Source organism: Shewanella sp. GD04112 (assembly GCF_029835735.1).
In the GTDB taxonomy this organism is placed as follows: domain Bacteria; phylum Pseudomonadota; class Gammaproteobacteria; order Enterobacterales; family Shewanellaceae; genus Shewanella.
In genome coordinates this window covers 3,951,087-3,970,820 of the sequence record NZ_JAOEAL010000001.1, presented here as the reverse complement: position 1 = coordinate 3,970,820, position 19,734 = coordinate 3,951,087, and the positions used below count along the sequence as shown (strand labels likewise).

The 19,734-nt window shown below is 48.1% G+C and carries 17 protein-coding genes; 10 read left to right on the top strand and 7 right to left on the bottom strand.

What is annotated here, in order from left to right; genetic code table 11:
* Positions 1-343 precede the first annotated feature (343 nt).
* Positions 344-1,537 carry a serine hydrolase gene (locus tag N7386_RS17475; protein ID WP_279770002.1) on the top strand — a complete coding sequence of 398 codons (1,194 nt, stop codon included), beginning with the start codon at positions 344-346 and terminating at the stop codon, positions 1,535-1,537.
* A 223-nt stretch (positions 1,538-1,760) separates the two neighbouring features.
* Here N7386_RS17475 and N7386_RS17470 read toward each other — a convergent pair whose 3' ends face one another.
* Positions 1,761-2,741 carry a GNAT family N-acetyltransferase gene (locus N7386_RS17470; RefSeq protein WP_279770001.1) on the bottom strand — a complete coding sequence of 327 codons (981 nt, stop codon included), beginning with the start codon at positions 2,739-2,741 and terminating at the stop codon, positions 1,761-1,763.
* 107 nt (positions 2,742-2,848) lie between these two features.
* Positions 2,849-3,388: an inosine/xanthosine triphosphatase gene (gene yjjX / locus N7386_RS17465; protein WP_279769999.1), complete on the bottom strand. Its 540-nt coding sequence runs from the start codon at positions 3,386-3,388 to the stop codon at positions 2,849-2,851.
* Between the two features lie 256 nt (positions 3,389-3,644).
* Here yjjX and N7386_RS17460 point away from each other — a divergent pair, with 256 nt between their 5' ends.
* On the top strand, positions 3,645-6,212 hold the full coding sequence (locus tag N7386_RS17460) for an acylase (protein ID WP_279769998.1): 2,568 nt from the start codon (positions 3,645-3,647) through the stop codon (positions 6,210-6,212).
* Between the two features lie 432 nt (positions 6,213-6,644).
* Positions 6,645-7,937 (top strand): serine/threonine transporter, encoded by a 1,293-nt coding sequence (locus tag N7386_RS17455; RefSeq protein WP_011718165.1) that lies wholly within the window; start codon positions 6,645-6,647, stop codon positions 7,935-7,937.
* Between the two features lie 59 nt (positions 7,938-7,996).
* Here N7386_RS17455 and N7386_RS17450 read toward each other — a convergent pair whose 3' ends face one another.
* On the bottom strand, positions 7,997-8,440 hold the full coding sequence (locus tag N7386_RS17450; protein WP_279769996.1) for a GNAT family N-acetyltransferase: 444 nt from the start codon (positions 8,438-8,440) through the stop codon (positions 7,997-7,999).
* A 220-nt stretch (positions 8,441-8,660) separates the two neighbouring features.
* Between N7386_RS17450 and N7386_RS17445 the strand changes: the two genes are divergently transcribed.
* Positions 8,661-8,957: a hypothetical protein gene (locus tag N7386_RS17445; RefSeq protein ID WP_279769994.1), complete on the top strand. Its 297-nt coding sequence runs from the start codon at positions 8,661-8,663 to the stop codon at positions 8,955-8,957.
* Positions 8,958-9,118: 161 nt separating this feature from the next.
* A complete protein-coding gene (locus N7386_RS17440) occupies positions 9,119-10,441 on the top strand; it encodes a dicarboxylate/amino acid:cation symporter (protein ID WP_086903751.1) in 1,323 nt (440 codons plus the stop codon).
* A gap of 56 nt (positions 10,442-10,497) precedes the next feature.
* Here the strand turns inward: N7386_RS17440 and N7386_RS17435 are convergent, their stop codons facing one another.
* Positions 10,498-10,914, bottom strand: a complete 417-nt coding sequence (locus N7386_RS17435; RefSeq protein ID WP_011718162.1) for an META domain-containing protein — start codon at positions 10,912-10,914, stop codon at positions 10,498-10,500.
* Between the two features lie 70 nt (positions 10,915-10,984).
* On the opposite strand from N7386_RS17435, the gene N7386_RS17430 reads away from it, so the two are divergent.
* Entirely contained in the window at positions 10,985-11,218 is a 234-nt protein-coding gene (locus tag N7386_RS17430; RefSeq protein ID WP_086903750.1) for a hypothetical protein, read from the top strand.
* A 13-nt stretch (positions 11,219-11,231) separates the two neighbouring features.
* Here N7386_RS17430 and N7386_RS17425 read toward each other — a convergent pair whose 3' ends face one another.
* Positions 11,232-12,245, bottom strand: coding sequence for a deoxycytidine triphosphate deaminase (locus N7386_RS17425; protein ID WP_086903749.1), 1,014 nt, complete (start codon positions 12,243-12,245; stop codon positions 11,232-11,234).
* 173 nt (positions 12,246-12,418) lie between these two features.
* Here N7386_RS17425 and N7386_RS17420 point away from each other — a divergent pair, with 173 nt between their 5' ends.
* The 3 genes from N7386_RS17420 to N7386_RS17410 all read left to right on the top strand — a co-directional run bounded on the left by N7386_RS17420 (position 12,419) and on the right by N7386_RS17410 (position 15,434).
* Positions 12,419-12,967 carry a GNAT family N-acetyltransferase gene (locus tag N7386_RS17420; protein WP_279769990.1) on the top strand — a complete coding sequence of 183 codons (549 nt, stop codon included), beginning with the start codon at positions 12,419-12,421 and terminating at the stop codon, positions 12,965-12,967.
* Positions 12,968-13,084: 117 nt separating this feature from the next.
* Positions 13,085-15,100, top strand: coding sequence for an EAL domain-containing protein (locus N7386_RS17415; RefSeq protein ID WP_279769989.1), 2,016 nt, complete (start codon positions 13,085-13,087; stop codon positions 15,098-15,100).
* Positions 15,093-15,434: a hypothetical protein gene (locus N7386_RS17410; protein ID WP_279769987.1), complete on the top strand. Its 342-nt coding sequence runs from the start codon at positions 15,093-15,095 to the stop codon at positions 15,432-15,434. The genes N7386_RS17415 and N7386_RS17410 overlap by 8 nt, the downstream gene beginning before the upstream one ends.
* A 6-nt stretch (positions 15,435-15,440) precedes the next feature.
* On the opposite strand, the gene N7386_RS17405 is transcribed toward N7386_RS17410, so the two are convergent.
* Complete coding sequence (locus tag N7386_RS17405; RefSeq protein ID WP_279769986.1) at positions 15,441-15,890, bottom strand: hypothetical protein; 450 nt, start codon at positions 15,888-15,890, stop codon at positions 15,441-15,443.
* A gap of 131 nt (positions 15,891-16,021) precedes the next feature.
* Positions 16,022-17,173 (bottom strand): methionine adenosyltransferase, encoded by a 1,152-nt coding sequence (gene metK, locus N7386_RS17400; RefSeq protein ID WP_011621567.1) that lies wholly within the window; start codon positions 17,171-17,173, stop codon positions 16,022-16,024.
* Between the two features lie 479 nt (positions 17,174-17,652).
* Here metK and tkt point away from each other — a divergent pair, with 479 nt between their 5' ends.
* Positions 17,653-19,647 carry a transketolase gene (gene tkt, locus N7386_RS17395; protein WP_279769983.1) on the top strand — a complete coding sequence of 665 codons (1,995 nt, stop codon included), beginning with the start codon at positions 17,653-17,655 and terminating at the stop codon, positions 19,645-19,647.
* Positions 19,648-19,734: the final 87 nt, after the last annotated feature.

The window sequence follows — 19,734 nt, the reverse complement described above, 5'->3', positions numbered from 1 at the left end:
GCGGGGTGTTGGAATAAATTGCGTGAGTCCGGTCATGGATGACCGGCTAGCTTTCGGGGTACAGGATGTACCATCGGAAGCGATAGCAATTTATCCATAAGACCAAGGCTAGTAAACAATGCATGTAACTTCGCTAGGGGCGTCTTGGAGCATCCAAGGAGGATAGGACGAGCAGTCCTCCTTGGTCGGGTGTGGGGTGAAGCCCCACGACTTTGACTTTGCTTTTAAAAACTCAGCCTAGGATGTCATTGCTAATTCCAAACACAGCACTACTAAAAAAACTTGTGATAAGCTGGCCGCTTTCTAATCAGACAGTATTTGCTAATTAAGTTAAGGATAACCCATGCGTTTGAGTGTTATCGGCTCCCTGCTATCGGGGTTGTTATTACTCCCAAGTGCCAATAGTGTTGGTGAGTCGTTTGAAGCTGCGATTGTGTCGGAAAGCGTGCAAGGCGGTCAGTCAGTTAAGCTTGAAAGCCAAACTGCATCTTCAGAATCTAAGCTTGGGGAGATTAATAGCTTAATCCAAGCGGCGATAATGGATTCGCCGCAGCCATTTAGCGGTAGCGTTATTCTACTCGAAGAGGGGAAACCACTGCTTGAATTACAAAAGGGCGAAGGTATCAATCAAGATTCGCGTTTTGTGATGGCATCGCTCTCGAAACAAATTACCGCAACGCTAGTGTTGCAAGCACTCGATGCAGGGAAACTCGATTTAAATCAAACGCTAAACCATTACCTTTTTGGCGATCTTGACGCGGAATCTAAGGCGCTAAAAGCCATTGATGCGAATGCCAATGCGGGGGCTTTGAATCCCAACCGATATGACGAACGCATTACTTTGCACCAACTGCTGAACCATACATCGGGTGTCGATAAACTGGGTAAGGCTAATCGATTCGAGCCTGGTAGCCAATTTGAATACTCTAATTTGGGTTATTCACTGCTTGGGCAAGTGCTCGAGAAGGTGAATCATCAATCCTTTACCGAGCAGGTGGCGCAATTTGCTGCGCGGTATCAACTCAATGGCTTAAGTGCCGAGCAGGGCAGCCTTGAGGCGATTCAAGCCAAAGTGCCGAGCTTGGCGGTGGGATTGCAGGAAAGCGAAGTGATTGCACCTTCTGAGCTTGTGATTGATGAAGCGTTATTGCCCGCGGGGGGATTAATTGCCTCGCCAGCCACTTATGCCGCCTTTCAGCAGCAATTACATGCTGGCAAGTTGATGAGCCCAGAGAGTTATCAGCGGATGACCACTGCTTATATCGAATTGCCATTTTTGTGGCCGAATATGCGCTACGGTTATGGGATAAGGATCAATAAGGACAATGACTTAGTCGAATATAGCCATACGGGTTATGTCTCGGGGTATATGTCGATGACGCTGCATTATCCCGAATATAATCTGGACTTAGTCATGCTGGAAAATCTCTCCTTAAACCTTAACGACCGTAACCGGGTATTTGAACTGCATAATCAAATACGTCAAATCATTCGTAGTCATTTACTGTTGACGACATCATCTCTGCATAAGGTTTAAGTTTGTCACTGTGTCTACTCAATAGACGTTACGTTTGCGGGAGTAACGCAAACGCGCAATGCTGGGTCTGATGCAACCGTTAACGCTAATGACTTCGACAGAATAAGGCTCCACGATTTGTTAATTGGAGCCTTATTCTGGTTTCTTTCGTTGGAAGGGTCGCTTTGAATTACCAAAAGGGGTTTTTAGCCGCGCCTTAACTGCTGCAAATATTGGCACAAGGCTATTCATTCAGTTTAGCGTGCAGTGGCAATAGCATTGGGATCTCACAGGCGTCGTGACCAGTATTGCCAAGAGGCGCACTTAAGTAGTTAAACCCTAAGTGTTCGTAGAGCTTTAGGGCTTCTTTGAGTAATGCGGTGGTTTCGAGGTAGCAGCTCTGATAACCCGCTTCACGGGCGAAGTCTAAGACCTGCAGCGCTAAACGTTTGGCTAAGCCTTTACCGCGGATCTCGGGCATAAAGTACATTTTTTGCAGCTCACAAATACCTTCATTGTTAGCCAGTGGCGCTATGCCTGCGCCGCCAACCACTTGGCTTTCATGTTCTATCACCCAGTATTGGGCGCCCGGCTGCGAATAGATTTGGCTTAAACAATCTAAGGTTGGGTCGGCCACGCTATAGCCTTTATCCGCCGTTAAGCCGTATTCGGCGGAAACCGCACGGATCACTTGGGCAATGGCGGCATCATCGGCGGCGGTCGCTTCACGGATAAGGCAACCCGATTGTTGTTTGGCTTTGTGTATGGCTTGGTTGTATTGCATTAGGGCTTGCTCGATTTGTTGAATTTGCTCAGGGGTCAGCTGGGCCAAGATTTCTTGAAAGAGTTGATTTTGCTGGCTATCTAATTTTGCGAGCAGCTTTTTACCTGCGCTCGTGAGTTGTACGACGAGGCAGCGATTATCCCGCGGATGCATTTGGCTCTGGGCGAGGTTTTTATCGACTAAGTGCTTGATCGCGCGGCTGGCATTGGATTTATCTATGCTCAGTTTGCAGGCGAGTTCCTTAATGGTTTGCGGTTGATTGCCTATCTCAAACAAGGCGTGGGCCTGTACTGGGGACAGAGGTAAATCGCCAAAGGCCGCATTGAGCATGCCTAAGTGTCTGACCATATAGCGGGAAAGGTGTCTCAGTTGGCTAGATGAGCCGGGATCATTTGCCATAGTCGGATTGAATGCCATCAGGGTTAACCAAAGTTGAGCCATGCAAGCACTTGTGTGGGCTGGCAGTGGCTCAGTTCGAATCATTTAGTTGCAAGTTACAACGAAATTAGCGGGCTTTGCTCGGCTTTGCAATATTTCATTAACAAAATTTAAGGGTACAGCTCAGGATTTAAAAAGGGTGCCATGGCGAGAATGATCGCTTGGGTATAATTGCTCTCACGGGTGGCATGGCCGTGGGTGAGCAGGCCGATAGCGCCGCCTTTTTGTTTGATGTTGACCGTATTAAACAGTCTATCCATCACATGCCCCAACTCTTCACCCGCCTCAAGTGCCTGATAAACCTGCATAGGTAGCGGCAAGAGGGCGCCTCGGCCAATGCTCAAACGAGCTTGGTGGGCAATCGCAATATAGGCGAAGGTTGCAGGACCGAACTCGAAACAATCGACGCCGCCTTCCATCGCAAAGTAATAATCCGCCTCTACTTGTTGCTGGCAATAGTGGACACGGTTAACAGCCCCTTGGCGGGTGTCGCTATCTGTCATGGGCTGCGCGGGGACGCCCGAAGGCGCATCCATGCCTTGAGTTTGGATCTCATAGTCGGGGAAGAACAGCGCCATGGCATTGGCCGCCGCGTTAATTTTGACGGGGTTTTTCGAACCGACGATCACTTTGATAATGTTTTGTTGCATATAAGTTATTTATTTTGGTTTTTAATGTGGGCGCTCGTTTGAATCATTGCTTAAATGGTCGGAGGTGTCTCGCCTCTGGGTTTTCTATTTTGCCATATTCATCGCCTTGGCTCAGTAAAAAAGCGAATGCATGGGGAGCAAATAGCCAGAGTCGTGCATCAGGAAGCGACATACGACTATTGCTCCTTCAGTCAATTAGCTGATTTAAGCAGTAAAGCTATGTCATTGAAGGAACTAAAATTAAGAGATAATAATAATGAAATTCAACAAACTCATGATCGCGATGGGGATGGCCTGCGGCGTTATGCTCACAGGCTGTAACGACAGCGAAGATAGCACTCCACCTACCGAACCTGAAACCCAGCTGCAAACCTTTGCCCCCAACGGCTTACTCAAAGCCAATATTCGTCGAACTACCTACGGTGTGCCCCATATCCAAGCCGATAACTTAGAAAGCTTAGGTTATGGTAGCGGTTACGCGCAGGCTCAGGACAACCTCTGCGTGCTCGCCGATGGTTTTATTAAGGCCAACTCCCAACGCTCTATGTACTTTGGCCCCCATGCGTCGATTGATTTCACCACTGGGCAGCCCACCGCCGAAGACAATGGCAACTTAATCTCCGACTTTGCCTATAAAGCCTTAAAAATCCGTGAGCAAGCCGAGGCCAAATGGCCGCAGTTTAGCGAGCGCTCCCGTGCATTAATCCAAGGTTTTACCGCAGGGTATAACCAATACCTTGCCGATGTTGAGGCGGGTAAACAAACTGCCGAACCTTTCTGTGGCGGTCAGCCGTGGGTGAAGCCCATAGTGCCAGAGGATGTGGTCACATATCTGTTTTCCATCGCCCTGCTACCCGGTGCAGCCAACTTCCTCGATTTGATTTTTTACGCCAACCCAGGGGATGGGCAGGAGTATATGCCGCGCATCGTCGGGCCTGCACCAAGTCAAGAGCAAACCGCGTTTGTCAGCGATATGCAGTCTAAATTGCTTGCCCGTGCGGCGCGCATTACCACGCCCGAGACCAATCCACGGGATTTAGGCTCTAACGGTTGGGGTCTGGGTAAAGATAAGACCGAAAATGGTCGCGGCATGGTGCTGGGTAATCCGCATTTCCCACATACGGGCAACCTGCGCTTCTGGCAATCGCACATTACTATTCCAGGCCAATTGGATATGATGGGCGGCTCGCTGGTGGGCATGCCAGGCCCTATCAATATTGGGTTTAACAAAGACTTAGCGTGGACTCATACCTTCTCGACCGCCGAACATTTTGTGATGTATAACCTAGAGCTGGTCTCGGGCGACAGATTGCAGTATCTGTTCGATGGGCAGCCGATGCCGATCAATAAAGAGACTGTGTCTATCCTAGTGAATGCTGGCCCCGCTGGCATGTTAGTGGCTGAAAAGGATATTTACACCACGGCAAAAGGACCTATGGTCGAGGCGCCGCCTTCGCTCGCGCCTTTTGGTTGGGACGATGGCAGTGCCTTTATGATCCAAGATGCGAACATGGCGACTATGGATCCCGTCGATCATTGGCTCGCCATGAACTTAGCGACCAACAAAGATGAATTCCAACAAGCCTTTAAAGACTACGACGGGGTGATTTTCAACAATACAATGTATGCCGATAAAGAGGGCAACGCCTTCTATATCGACGACTCGACCGTGCCTGGTTTATCCGAGGCGGCGGTGGTGGTGTTAAAGACTTCGCCCGATATTAAGGCGGCAAAAGAGCAAGCTGGCTTTACCATTCTGCCGGGGAATACTTCGTTATTTAGCTTTAGTGGCCCAACCCCCTATGAGCGTGCGCCTAAGCTTGAGCGCAGTGACTTTGTGCAAAACTCCAATGACTCCTTCTGGTCTACGAACTTGAATGAGCCACTGACGTACTTCTCGCCCATGTATGGTCCAGAAGCTGGGCAATTATCGCTGCGTACCCGTATGGGCTTAACCCTAATGCAGGATGCGGCGGGCAGCGATGGCAAGTTTAATCTGGAAGAGCTCGAAGCCGCGGTATTGTCGAATCGCAGTTATTTAGCTGAGTTGGTATTGCCGGATTTGATTGCCCAATGTGAGGCGCAGGGCAGTACGCCTGTGGTGGTATCAGCGAGTTTATCGAAGGATCTCACCTCAGCCTGTGCGGCGCTCAAAGCCTGGAACGGTAAGCAAGATAACGACAGTAAAGGCGGCGCCTTACTGCGTGAGTTTGCCCATCAGTTCAGCCAAAAAACCATGTTGACCAAGGGATTCGACCCCGCGAATGCGGCGACCACGCCTAATACGCTTACCACAGACGGTAGTGCATTAGTGGCGCTTGCCCATGCGGCCTTGAATCTTGAAGCCGCAGGTTTTGCCTTAGATGCACCGTTAGGTGATGTGCAGTTTGTCGAGAAGTCACTCCCCGATGGCACTGCCAGCGGCGCGCGTTTACCTTGGCCGGGCAGCCATAACGCAGAAGGTGGATTCAACGTGTTTTCCACTAGTTTGTCGGGAGATGATACTCTGATCCCGCAGCATAAATACGCACCTTTGATGGACGTTGCCACGGGTAAGGCGATGGCCTCAGGCATGACGGCCAAGGGTTACCAAGTGCGTTACGGTTCAAGTTGGATGATGGCGGTCAGCTTTACCGATGAGGGTCCTGTCGCGCGCGGCATACTTACCTATTCGGAGTCGAGCAATATACTGTCGCCTTCCTTTACCGACCAGAGCAATCTGTATTCCAGCAGTAAGAGTTTCCGTCCATTACTGTTTAAGGAAGCCGATATCGCCCCTGCGGTGATTTCGACCACAGAACTGACGCTGCAAAAAGCCCAGTAATGGCTGAGTTGTAGTGAATAGATGGGCCCACTTAGGTGGGCCTTTTTTATTGTGCAAAGCTCGCTGTTTCAAAATGTAAAAATTTAACAATTTACACAGTGATCTCGATCAAGCTTTTATAGGGCTTAATTGAAGCTAGTCGCATTTAATGCATTTTTGCGACTTGATGCGGTTTTGTGGTTTTTATCGACAAACTGGCCGTGTCAACGCCTAGGTGCAGGGGTGAATTAACTGTACGTTATTGGTGTTTTTATGTGATCTTTTTGCTGCGTCATTGAAAATTTATTACATGAATTCATGGGCCTAGATCGCAAACCCTGTTTTATTTGAAATTTCATTACTTAAAATGGTGTTAGATCAACTTTTGCTTAAGCTTTTTCGCTATCCTTACGCCGAATTTTTTATGCGGTATCACCGTAAGGTAATTTTAATATGCAAAAAGATGCGATCAGTGTTCTCGAAACACCTCAAAGCACGCAAGAAAGCACAACAAGGCACTTACCATGGACGCGCCAAGACACCACTTGGATGCTAAGTTTATTCGGTACCGCTGTGGGGGCGGGCATTCTATTTCTTCCTATCAATGCGGGCATGGGCGGTTTTTGGCCCTTAGTCTTGATGGCCATCATCATAGGCCCAATGACCTATCTCGCCCACCGCGGCCTGTCACGCTTCGTATGTTCATCGAGTATTCCCGGCAGTGACATTACCCAAGTCGTTGAAGAACACTTTGGGATTGGCGCGGGCAAGGCGATTACGCTGCTGTATTTCTTAGCGATTTATCCCATTGTGTTGATCTACGGTGTGGGGATCACTAACACAGTCGACAGCTTTATCGTCAACCAGTTGGGCATGGCCTCACCACCACGTTTCCTGCTGTCAGGCGTGTTGATTTTCGGCATGATGGCCGTGATGGTTGCTGGTGAGCAATTTATGCTAAAGGTGACTCAGCTGCTGGTCTATCCGCTGGTGGGGATTCTGGCCTTTATGTCCATCTATCTGATCCCAGAGTGGAAAATGGATGCACTGCAAGTCGTGCCTGACACCGGCGCCTTTTTAGGCACTGTATGGTTAACCATTCCTGTATTGGTGTTTGCCTTTAACCATTCTCCAGCAATTTCGCAATTTTCGGTTTCCCTTAAGCGTGACCATGGTGTCAACGCGGCCCGTAAGGCCGATGTGATCCTGCGTAATACCTCGATGATGTTAGTCGGCTTTGTGATGTTATTCGTGTTCTCCTGCGTGTTATCGCTGTCGCCAGAACAGTTGGCTGAAGCTAAGGCGAAGAATCTGCCGATTTTATCTTACCTTGCGAACGTGCATGACAGTGGTTTTGTCAGCTATTTCGGGCCTTTCATCGCGTTTGTAGCGATTGTGTCTTCTTTCTTTGGCCACTACATGGGCGCGACTGAGGGCATGAAGGGCATTATCGTTAAGCAGCTGCGCTCAAGTAACAAACAAATCAGTGAGAACAAGCTGAACAAGTTTATCTTAGTGTTTATGTTTGCCACGATTTGGGCCGTTGCGATTAAAAACCCAAGTATTTTGGGGATGATTGAGGCGCTGGGCGGCCCGATTATTGCGGCAATTTTGTACTTAATGCCAATGTATGCTGTGTACAAAGTGCCGGCTCTGAAGGCTTACCGTAACCGCATCAGCAACGTGTTTGTGATTATTGCGGGCCTGCTGGCGATGACCGCTATTCTGTTTGGCTTGTTAAGCTAAGCTTGGAATCAAAAGTGGTTTGAAACGAAAGGATCGGGTGATGCCCGATCCTTTTTTTATTACTTTTCCTCGTACATCAGATAGTAACTCTGCTTCATCCCTAGCGCTTGGTAGGTTTGCTGAGCGGCGGTATTTTCCTGCTCCACATAGAGACGGAAACTCGCGGCGCCACCATTGGCTTCGGCCAGTTGTTTCACTTCAGCATAGAGCTTGCCATAAATCCCCTGACGGCGATTCTGTGGACGAATATAAACGCTTTGGATCCAGTAATAATCTTTGGCGCGCCAGTCGCTCCACTCGAAGGTAACCATCAGCGAACCGACAATGTCGCCATCGATTTCGGCCACCAGATAAAAGCCTTTCTCAGGGTGATTCAGTAGGGTATTGACGCCTTTAATCAGGGGCGTTTCGTCTAAGGCGAGGCCTTCGGTTTCCTGCGCCATTGCCTGATTAAATTGAACTAGGGCGGTGAGATCTTGCACTTTGGCTTTACGGATCAACATATAACAACTCCTCGGCGGTTAGTACCTCTACCGCTCTTGTGTATGGGGATGACGCTTATGCATCGGCTTTTATTCGGCGGCACACTTTAGCACGGAACCGTTTAGAAGAACGAGTGAGCAGCGTTTCAAATCCTGCTTTAATCACGGCTAATTTTTGTACGACTAAAGTCTAATCTGCTAGGCTTGAATAAGGTTTTCACCCTAAGGGAGTGGTGCGATTATGGCATTCGTAAAATCAACTCGTCGCTTTAAACCAAGGTTTTTACAACCCTATGATGTGCAAAAAGATCTTCAGATTAATCATGGGATGCACTTTGTACTTACCTTAATCACTTTTGGACTATGGGGGCTGGTTTGGTGGTATTTGATCCTCAAATCGCAGGGGGATAATCAGTCACTCTTCAGCGGTTTTGACGATGACTATTGGAGCTACCTTATCGAGTGCGAGCAGCCGCCCGCATCCCTTTATCGCCAACGTTTTGCCGCCTCAGTCAATTCGGTGCAATTTGAAGCCTAGGCTTTGCCTTCGCTGGATTTTGCAGCGGTTGGCATCAACGTGATATAGATCATCCTTAGAATTTTATCCCTTATGTTAGACTCGGCGGCTGGCTAATTTAAGTTAGTCCCGCCAAGGATAAGGCTCAGCCCTATCATCATTTCAAACTCAAGGTTATAAACATGTCAAAACAAAGGTCATCAGCCCTAGGCCGGATCTGGTCTTCCTGGATGTCAGTGCCCCTGTGGCTGCAAATTTTCGTTGGTATGGTGTTGGGGATTGCGGTGGGCGTCAGCTTAGGTGAGCAGGCTTCTTACCTGAAACCTATTGGCACCCTGTTTGTGAATACCATCAAGATGCTGATTGTACCTTTAGTGTTTTGTTCATTGATTGTCGGTGTGACCTCGATGGAAGACACCGCCAAAATGGGCCGAATTGGGTTTAAATCCTTTGCGTTTTACCTGTGCACCACCGCGATTGCGATTAGCCTAGGTTTAGCCGTGGGCTATGTGGTGCAACCCGGGGCGGGCGTGCCTTTACTGCAACACGAAGCGGTACAAACGGCGAAAGAAGTGCCTTCGGTGATGCAAACCCTAATAGACATAGTCCCCACCAACCCAGTTGCCGCCTTGGCGAGTGGTCAAATCCTGCAAGTCATTGTGTTTGCAGTGGCGCTAGGGATTGCCTTGGTCTTGATTGGCGACCATGGTAAGCCTGCGATCAAGGTATTTGAAAGCCTTGCCGAGGCCATGTACAAACTCACCGACATGGTGATGAAGCTTGCACCTTACGGGGTGTTTGGTCTGATGGCATGGGTCGCGGGCGAGTATGGCATCGATATGCTGTGGCCGCTGATTAAAGTGATTATTGCCGTATATATTGGCTGTATTATCCACGTGTTAGGCTTCTACAGCATAGTGCTGCGCCTATTTGCCAAGCTGAATCCACTGCATTTTTTCAAGGGGATCAGCAATGCGATGGCGGTGGCATTTACCACTTCGAGTTCGGCGGGTACCTTACCTGCAAGCATGAAATGTGCGAGCGAATATCTCGGGGTAAATAAGAAGATCTCTAGCTTTGTGCTGCCCTTAGGGACCACCATCAATATGGATGGTACGGCTTTATACCAAGGCGTGACCGCGCTGTTTGTGGCGCAGGCCTTTGGTATCGACTTAACTTGGGTCGACTATCTCACGATTATTTTAACCGCGACCTTAGCCTCAATCGGCACCGCGGGTGTGCCGGGTGCAGGCTTAGTGATGCTGACCTTAGTGCTCTCGACCGTGGGCTTACCCTTAGAAGGCGTGGCCTTGATTGCGGGGATTGACCGTATTCTCGATATGGCGCGCACCGTGGTAAACGTCTCTGGCGACTTAGTGGCGACGACTGTGATTGCTAAGTCGGAAGATGAGCTCGATGTTGAGCATTACAATGCCGACATGGTGCAGAGTGCTATGATTGCTGAGCAAAATGCCGCGAGTGAAAACGCCGCGACGAAAAGTTAATTCATCGAATAATAAAAAAACCGCCAACTAGGCGGTTTTTTATTATCGAAGCGAGCTTATTTAAGCTGGCTTAAGACGAGGACGGGCTTATCGTCGCTGCTAAGCAGTGTTAAACGCCCTTGCACTAATTTAGCTTTAGCGACCAATGGCAGGGCTTGCATCACTTTATGCTCCTGCTGCATCAGCGCATCGACACAGGCCTTCATCGTGCTGCCGCCAGGAATGATTTTTAGCGCCTGTCCCTGCTGGCTGTATTGACCAAAGAAGTTGTTGCAGCTGTTATTGCCAGAGAGTTTACCTTCATCAGCGAAGGTGATTTGCGCAGGGCTGTAATCCACTGTGGGTTGCCCTTGAACGGCTTCAATATGCCAACTTCCCTGTAATGGCACTGTGTCCTGATTGGCAACGTCAGTGCTCTGACATGCGGTTAAACCAAAAAGCAATGCGCTTAATAGAAATGTTTGTTTTAACATTGTCTCAGTTCCTTTTTCCGTATTCATGGCCATAGTGTACAAGTTTAGCGGGAGATAAAAAGAGGTTTATATGACAGATACCATTAAAAGTACTATGAATTTATTGAAGTTTTTACATTGGTTAGGTGTTTTGATGTTAGTTTGTGGACTTGGGATCTATATGTTGACCCAATGGAGTCTAGAAATCAGCGGTATGTTACTGATCTCAAGCCTCATTGGTTTAGGACTCGTATTGATGTCACCCTATCCCGTGGTGCTGTTTATCCAATGGGCGAAGCGTCAGGATGAGCTTCCTAAAGATTAATCCCGCGTAAAAGCTAGAGCTCGGCCGAGTCGGCGGCGGGATTATCATACTGCTCGGCATCGAACTTGGGCGCTTGATTTGCTTGGTTTGGTTCAGGCTCTGGCTGCATGGATTTCAGTTTGCAGCGCGCATCTTCCATCATGGGCGCTAACTTGGCCGTCGATTCTGGGGTAAAGAAGCTGTAACTGGCATCGAGTTTTAGATGGGGGTTTTGTTGTTCTAATTGTTTTTCGACCCGCTTCATAATGTGCAATATATCGCGCTCGCTATCGACGAAAGCTAACACCACAAATTGAGTCTCACTGTAATGGGCGGCCACATCGGCGGTGCGAATAGTATCTTGGACCAAATTGCCCAGCAGTCTATGGTGTTTCTCTTCTAAAGTATTTTCCGACGAATTTGCTTCTGTTAACTCGAAGAAGACGATTCCTGCGTGGGCGCCAAAACGGCGTCCTAGATTGAGTTGCCTAGGCGCCATCATCATAAAACCATAATGGTTGAGCATGCCGGTCTCTTGATCGCGCATCGATAGGGATTCAATGCGGTGGTTTTGGCATAACAGGGATAACTCCTGCTGCAATAAAATTTGGAACGGCTCGAGCATGGCGCTGTTGCTCGCGGGCTCGACCATATGGGGATTTAACACGCACAGCGAACCAAATTGGCTGCCGTCGGGCCAAGCGATAGGGCGGGAGAGAATATGTTGAATACCATCAAAATCCCGTGGCAGTTCGTCGAGCATAAAACGACCGAGATTAAGATAGTCTCCTTCCGCTGGACTATGTTTAAGTTGTTCAAACAGGGGAAAGTCGCTCGCAAACAAAGTACCCGAGGTAAAGAGTGGCGTTTCACTCACTGAGCTGACAATCACTTCAAAACCAGATTGAGTCATTTGCAGCACAAACACACTGGTGGCGCTGTAATAGCTTTTAATCAACTCGCATTGATGCATCCAGCGACCGAGATTGACTTGCTGGTGGTCACTATCGAGCAGGCTGACATTGGGGTTGATGGTTTCGGGCAACATGGTGGCGCCTAAAGGGCAAAAAATATGCCTTAAGTTTGGGAAACAACAGGATAATTTGCAAATCAATGGGCTAAAAAAACATCAGTTTTTATGCATCTATTATTGGGATGATTTAGGACTCCTGTATACTGGCGCGCCGCCAGCCACATTGCTCGCCAAATTGAGTTTAGATAATGACAGTAAATATACGCCCAGCTACGACGCAAGATATTGATTCTTTAGTTTTATTAGAAAGAACCTTCCTCAATGATGAACTGGCGTCTTCGGCGATGGGCTTGGAGGGGCAAGCCTTTGGCCGTAGTGAGCTGACCGAATTAGTGACTCGACATTGGGTGGTGGTGGCCGAGGATAAAGAGCGGATTATTGGTTATGTGATTGCCGGGCGTTGGGCCTTTTTCGAAACTTGGCCAGTTTATCGCACGCTCCTTAATCGCTTAGCTAAGGCCGAGTGGGACGGCCCTAAGTTAACGAAGCTGAATACTTGTCAGTATGGCCCCATTTGGATAGATAAACACTATCGAGGTCAGGGGATTTTTGAAGCGTTGGTGAAGGGGATTTATCAGCAACTTGCCCCTCATTTTGCCTATGCGGTGACCTTTATTGCCGAGGAAAACGAGCGTTCCTTTGCCGCTCATACCCAAAAGGCAACAATGCAAGTGGTCGATTTCTTTACCGTTTCGGCAAGAGATTACTATTTAATGGTGGCGCGCACTCAAGCTTAGTGAACATCCAGATTGACACTTGTTCTTGCTTGGAAACTCAGTATTTAGTGCATATCGTTATGAGGAATACTCTGTATCGACTATGGTTAGAGAATACTAATCAATATAAATGCTGCTATGAAGTTTGAGCTACGCCAATTTCTTGATAGAAGTTTTCTCATTTCGATACGTGAATCCTTTATCGCGTTACTGCCTTTTATTTTGATTAATTCGTTTCTCTCGCTGATTATTGCCTTACTCGATATCAGTATTCCGACTTGGCAAGGCTCTGCGTTTCATCAGGGAATTAGTTTTTTTTCGGTGCAACTTTCAAAGATTTTTCCATTACTTGCACTGATTTCTTTGTCTTTTCACTTCGCTAAATATCTGCAGCTGTCGGCAATTGTGGTGTGTTCTTTGTCGCTCAGTATTTTACTCGCCATTAATGCCCAAGATACGGGGAATGTATTTAATCTCGATTATGTACGCGCCATTTTGGCGGATCCGCGGATTGCGGTTTTGCCAATTATCTCTGCCTATTTATTACGTTTTTTGAGTGCATGGAAGGGGCTGCAACTGATTAAAGCGAAGGCGCTGAGTCGTTACTTAAAACAACATTTAAATTTATTCTTCCCTATAGTGATCGGTTTTATCGGTCTGTTTGCCATCGTTGCCGAAGCTTCTATCTTTTTAGAATGGTTATTTGCGCCATTTATAGAAGGGTTGCAACAAGCTAGCCTAGGTGTGCAACTGTTTATGCGGATCCTGCTCACTCATGTGCTCTGGTGTTTTGGAGTGCATGGCGATAACGCCTATCTGCTGCTAATTGGTGTCGATAATGGCTTAATGGAATTGGTGCCGCACCTGACTGCGAGCCAGTTTATGGACTTGTTTATTCTCTATGGTGGCAGTGGCGCGACGCTATCGCTGATCATTGCCATTTTTATCGGTGCTAAAGACAGTGCCACTCGGCATATTGCGAAAATTGCCACACCCTTTGCGATTTTTAACATCAATGAAATTCTGATTTACGGCCTACCGATTATCTTTAATCCGCGCTTATTAGTGCCGTTTATTCTATCGCCACTGGTTAATTTTATCTTGGCCTACAGTGCTATCCATGTTGGGATCTTAAGCTTTGAGGGGCACAGTTTCCCTTGGATCACACCGCCACTGCTCAACGCTTACATTGCCAGCGGGCACTTGAGCGCGGTGTTTTTCCAAGTGTTATTAATCGGACTTGGGGTATTGATTTATCTGCCCTTTGTACGACGTTTCTCCTTGATGTCTGAGCACTATGAGTTTGATAGTGAATTAATTAAACGTGTGCAGTTTCAAGCGGATATAGACCGTATGACGGAGCAGCATTATTCACAGCAGCAGTCCGAATCACTTAAGGCCGAATTAAACCTCGAGAAGACCATCAAAGAAGTCTTGGCGGGGGAGCTTCAACTACACTATCAGCCTAAAATTGCCTTAAGCACTAATCATGTTGTTGGATATGAGGCGCTTATTCGCCTGAAGGATGAGCATGGTAAGTTAAAGGGGCCGTATTTTATTGATGCTTTTCAGCGTGCGGGCTATTCCCATATCATCGACCGCTTTGTGATTAATACGGTTGCAGAGGATCTCGCTCGCTGGGAATTAGAAGGCTTTTACCCAAAAGTGAGCATCAATATCGACCCAAACAATATTACCGATCCCCAATTGTTGGCGACCATGAATGAAAGGTTAGGCAGCGTCGCCAACCGAGTCGAAATTGAGATGTTAGAATCGGCCTTTATGTTGGATTTAAATCGTATCGATAACAGCATGAAGCAGCTTAAACAACATGGGTTTAGCTTCTTCTTAGATGACTTCGGGACAGGGTTTTCTAGCTTAAGTTTACTGAGTCGGATCAATGTGGATGGGATTAAGCTCGACCGCAGTATTCTGGCCAATACCAGCGAGCCAAAAGGGCGTACCTTGTATCTGCAAATCTGTAAGCTTTGTAATAGTTTAGGCTTTAGTTTGATTGCCGAAGGAGTTGAAACCCCTGAAGAAGCCGAGTTTGTTAAAGCGGCGGGGGTGAGTTATGTGCAGGGCTGGTTATACGCCAAGGCGATGCCAGGACCCGAGGCTAAAGCCTTTTGGTTGGAGAGAAATAGTGAGTGATACCTTGGTCAGCAATCTGCTGACGACATACGCCAATGCCAATTTGTCGGCTTGGGATAATTTGCGAGTCTTGCTATCCGAGAGTGCGTTGCAGCAATGCGAAGCCCGTGGATTTGAAGTCGATTGCGACGACAGTCGCCCCCACTATTGGCTGCAGATTGAGGATTGTTGGCTCGATTGCGGTAGAACCAATGCCTACAGCACGGCTATAGAACGTTTAACACCAGAGGCCGTTCAAGGTGCAAGGATAATCGGCGTGCAAGACTGTGTACTGTTATCCGCCGCGCAGATAAACCTGCTGTGTATGCAAAACGCTCATTTTGACCACTGTTAATCCGAGTTATAGGATTAACCATTCCCCCGTCGGATAATTCCCTTGATAGCCAAAAGGAAGCCGTCCTTGCAAGTACCAGGCTAAACGTTCTTGGGTAAATTCTGAGAGCGTTGCATTGGCTAACAGTAAAGTGGCTAAGGTATCGGCATCATCTGACACCAGTGCGCAAATCTCAGCAACGGGTACTATTTTCCAGATTTCCAGATAGGCGGCTTTAGCGATTTGAGCGACGATTTCGCTAGAGACTTGGGGCTTTAATCTGTCGGCTTGCTGATGGTCGCTAACACATAAGCTTTCATAGGGTTTGGAGTAGGGCGGTTCGAAAAAACGGTCTGGATCCCTTTCAAGATGAGTGGCTATGTCTTCTAGGCTGCCTAAGGTTTTGGCCATGGGCTCGTTATGGCCCACCTTGGTCGCCCAAGAACAGGATTGGAGTTGTGCGATTAACGGCTTCATTGAGTCCCTGTCTTTTGCCTATAGTGAAAGCCATCTTGCTGATTATGATGGGGTTAGGCAATACATCCTAAGCATAAAAAAAACCGCCCTAAGGCGGTTTTTTACGAGCGAAAGCGTGAGCTTAATGCAGATTACAGACCAGCATCGGCGCGTAGTGCGTCAGCTTTATCCGTCGCTTCCCAAGGGAACTCGTTACGGCCAAAGTGACCATAAGCGGCGGTTGCTTGATAGATTGGGCGAGCTAGGTTCAACATTTCGGTCAGGCCGTATGGACGCAGGTCGAAGTGTTGACGGACTAACTTGATTAAGACTTCTTCAGACACTTTACCTGTACCGAAAGTCTCAACGCTGATAGACGTAGGTTCAGCCACACCGATAGCGTAAGACACTTGGATCTCACAACGGTCAGCCAGACCCGCAGCTACGATGTTTTTCGCTACGTAACGGGCAGCGTAGGCCGCACTACGGTCAACTTTTGATGGGTCTTTACCAGAGAAAGCACCACCACCGTGACGTGCCATACCGCCGTAGGTGTCTACGATGATCTTACGACCGGTTAAACCACAGTCACCCATTGGACCACCGATAACGAAACGGCCAGTTGGGTTGATGAAGTATTTAGTGTCCTTGTTCAGCCATTGTGCTGGCAGAACTGGCTTGATGATGGTTTCCATCACGCCTTCGATCAGATCCGCTTGGGCGATGTCTGGGCTGTGTTGGGTAGACAGTACGATCGCATCGATACCGACAATTTTGTTGTCTTCGTAAGCGAAGGTGACTTGGCTTTTCGCATCAGGGCGTAACCATGGCAGAGTGCCATCTTTACGCACTTCTGATTGGCGCTTCACTAATGCGTGGGCATAGGTGATTGGCGCTGGCATCAGAATGTCGGTTTCGTTGCTGGCATAACCAAACATTAAACCTTGGTCGCCGGCACCTTGTTCTTTTGGATCGGCACGGTCGACACCTTGGTTGATGTCTGGAGACTGTTTACCAATCGCATTTAATACTGCGCAAGAATCGGCATCGAAGCCCATATCTGAATGGACATAACCAATTTCACGAACCGTTTTACGGGTCAGCTCTTCAATATCAACCCAGGCAGAGGTGGTCACTTCGCCACCTACTAATACCATGCCAGTTTTGACATATGTTTCGCACGCAACACGTGCTTTAGGATCTTGGGCCAGAATCGCGTCTAGCACAGCATCAGAAATCTGATCTGCAATCTTATCGGGATGACCTTCTGAGACCGACTCAGAAGTAAACAAGTGCTTTGCCATAGTAGGAAAATCTCGTCGTTAGCAATCAAACGTGTAGAAGCATCTACATCTAGACGGCTATTTTAGTGGAATTTCCCTTGGTTGACACCCCCTAAACTAAATATTTGTGTGTAAAGTGAGGTAAGCCCCAAATCGGAGAGAGTTTGTGGCGCTGGAGTTTCTGCTCTAACTCAATGAATTGATAGTGGTATGTGGTTTTTGTTCCAGATGAGGTGGGTAAGTTGTCGCTGAGCTAAGCTCAAACCAAGGTTGTAGCCTTATCGTTATGGGGGGCAATGTAATAAAGGATATAACATATTTGAATTATTGTATTACAAATGTGTTTAATGTGTTTTAAGATGAATTCGCCTAAACCTTCAAAGGTGTAATCCACCAGACTGGACAGTGGAATGCAATTTTCGTTTGCGTCGCTTCGCTATGTAGGGGAAAATATGCGTCCAAATTGCCCGCTAGACCCCACAAATTAAGCAGGAGAGAGCATGTCTTCCCGTAAAGTACTCGCCAACGCAATCCGTGCGTTAAGTATGGATGCAGTTCAAAAAGCAAACTCAGGCCACCCTGGCGCCCCAATGGGCATGGCAGATATTGCTGAAGTGCTGTGGAATGATTTCCTTAAGCACAATCCGAACAATCCGAAATGGGTAGATAGAGATCGTTTTATCCTCTCTAACGGTCACGGATCTATGCTGATCTACTCTTTATTACACCTGACTGGCTACGACCTGCCTATCGATGAACTGAAGCAATTCCGTCAGTTACATTCAAAAACTCCGGGTCACCCAGAATACGGTTACACCCCTGGTGTTGAAACCACCACTGGCCCATTAGGGGCGGGGATCAGCAACGCTGTGGGTATGGCGATTGCAGAAAAAACCTTAGCGGCACAGTTTAACCGTGAAGGTCATGAGATTGTTGACCACTACACTTACTGCTTCCTCGGCGATGGCTGCTTGATGGAAGGTATTTCCCACGAAGCTTGTTCTCTGGCAGGTACCTTAGGCCTAGGCAAACTGATCGCATTTTGGGATGACAACGGCATCTCTATCGACGGTCATGTGGAAGGCTGGTTTACCGATGACACGCCAAAACGTTTCGAATCATACGGCTGGCACGTGATTGCTAACGTTGATGGTCACGATAGCGATGCGATTCGCGCGGCTATCGAAGCGGCAAAAGCGGTGACCGACAAGCCAACCATGATCTGCTGCAAAACCATTATCGGTTTTGGTTCACCAAACAAATCTGGCAGCCACGATTGCCACGGCGCACCATTAGGTGATGCTGAAATCGCTGCAGCCCGTGAATTCTTAGGCTGGCCACATGCGCCATTCGAAATCCCTGCCGACGTATACGCAGGTTGGGATGCTAAAGAAGCCGGTAACGCCCGTGAAGCGGCTTGGAATGACAAGTTTGCCGCTTACGCTGCTGCTTACCCAGAACTGGCTGCCGAATACGAGCGCCGTGTGCTGAAAGGTGAATTACCAGCTGATTTCGAAGCTAAAGCGCAAGCCTTTATTCAAGAATGCCAAGCCAAAGGCGAAGGCATTGCGAGCCGTAAAGCGTCACAAAACGCGATTGCCGCCTTCGGTGCGGTTCTGCCTGAACTGTTAGGCGGCAGTGCTGACTTAGCGGGTTCTAACCTGACCTTGTGGGCAGGTTCTAAAGGTATTCAAGAAGATCCAGCAGGTAACTACGTGTACTACGGTGTGCGTGAGTTCGGTATGAGCGGCATCATGAACGGTGTGTCACTCCACGGTGGTTTCATCAACTACGGCGCGACTTTCATGATGTTCATGGAATACGCACGTAACGCAGTACGTATGTCTGCACTGATGGGCATTCAAAACATCTTCGTTTACACCCATGACTCTATCGGTCAAGGTGAAGATGGTCCAACTCACCAACCTGTTGAGCAATTAGCTAACCTGCGTATGACGCCAAACATGGCGGTATGGCGCCCATGTGACGCGGCTGAAACCGCAGTGGCTTGGAAAGCGGCTATCGAACGTCGTCATGCACCAACATCACTAGTATTCAGCCGTCAAAACCTGAAGGCTCAAGCACGTACTGCTGAGCAGTTAGCGAATGTGGCAAAAGGCGCTTACGTACTGCAAGACTGTGCAGGTACGCCTGAGTACATCCTGATTGCAACTGGTAGTGAAGTGCAATTAGCGGTAGAAGCTGCGGCTGCGCTGTCCGAGCAAGGCAAACAAGTTCGCGTTGTTTCTATGCCATCAAACACTGAATTTGATAAGCAAGATGCCGCTTACAAAGAATCTGTACTGCCAAAAGCTGTGACTAAGCGTATTGCTATCGAAGCGGCCCATACTGACTTCTGGTACAAGTATGTTGGTTTCGAAGGCACTGTTGTTGGCATGACCACTTTTGGTGAGTCTGCGCCAGGCAACGTGCTGCTGAAGCACTTCGGTTTCACCGTTGAAAATGTGCTGAATGCTGCAAAATCACTAGGCTAATCGCTTAGGTGATGAGATTACCGACAAAAGGTTAAACTTTTGAAAGGTTAATCTGTATAATGCGGCCTGCAATCGTTTGCAGGCCGT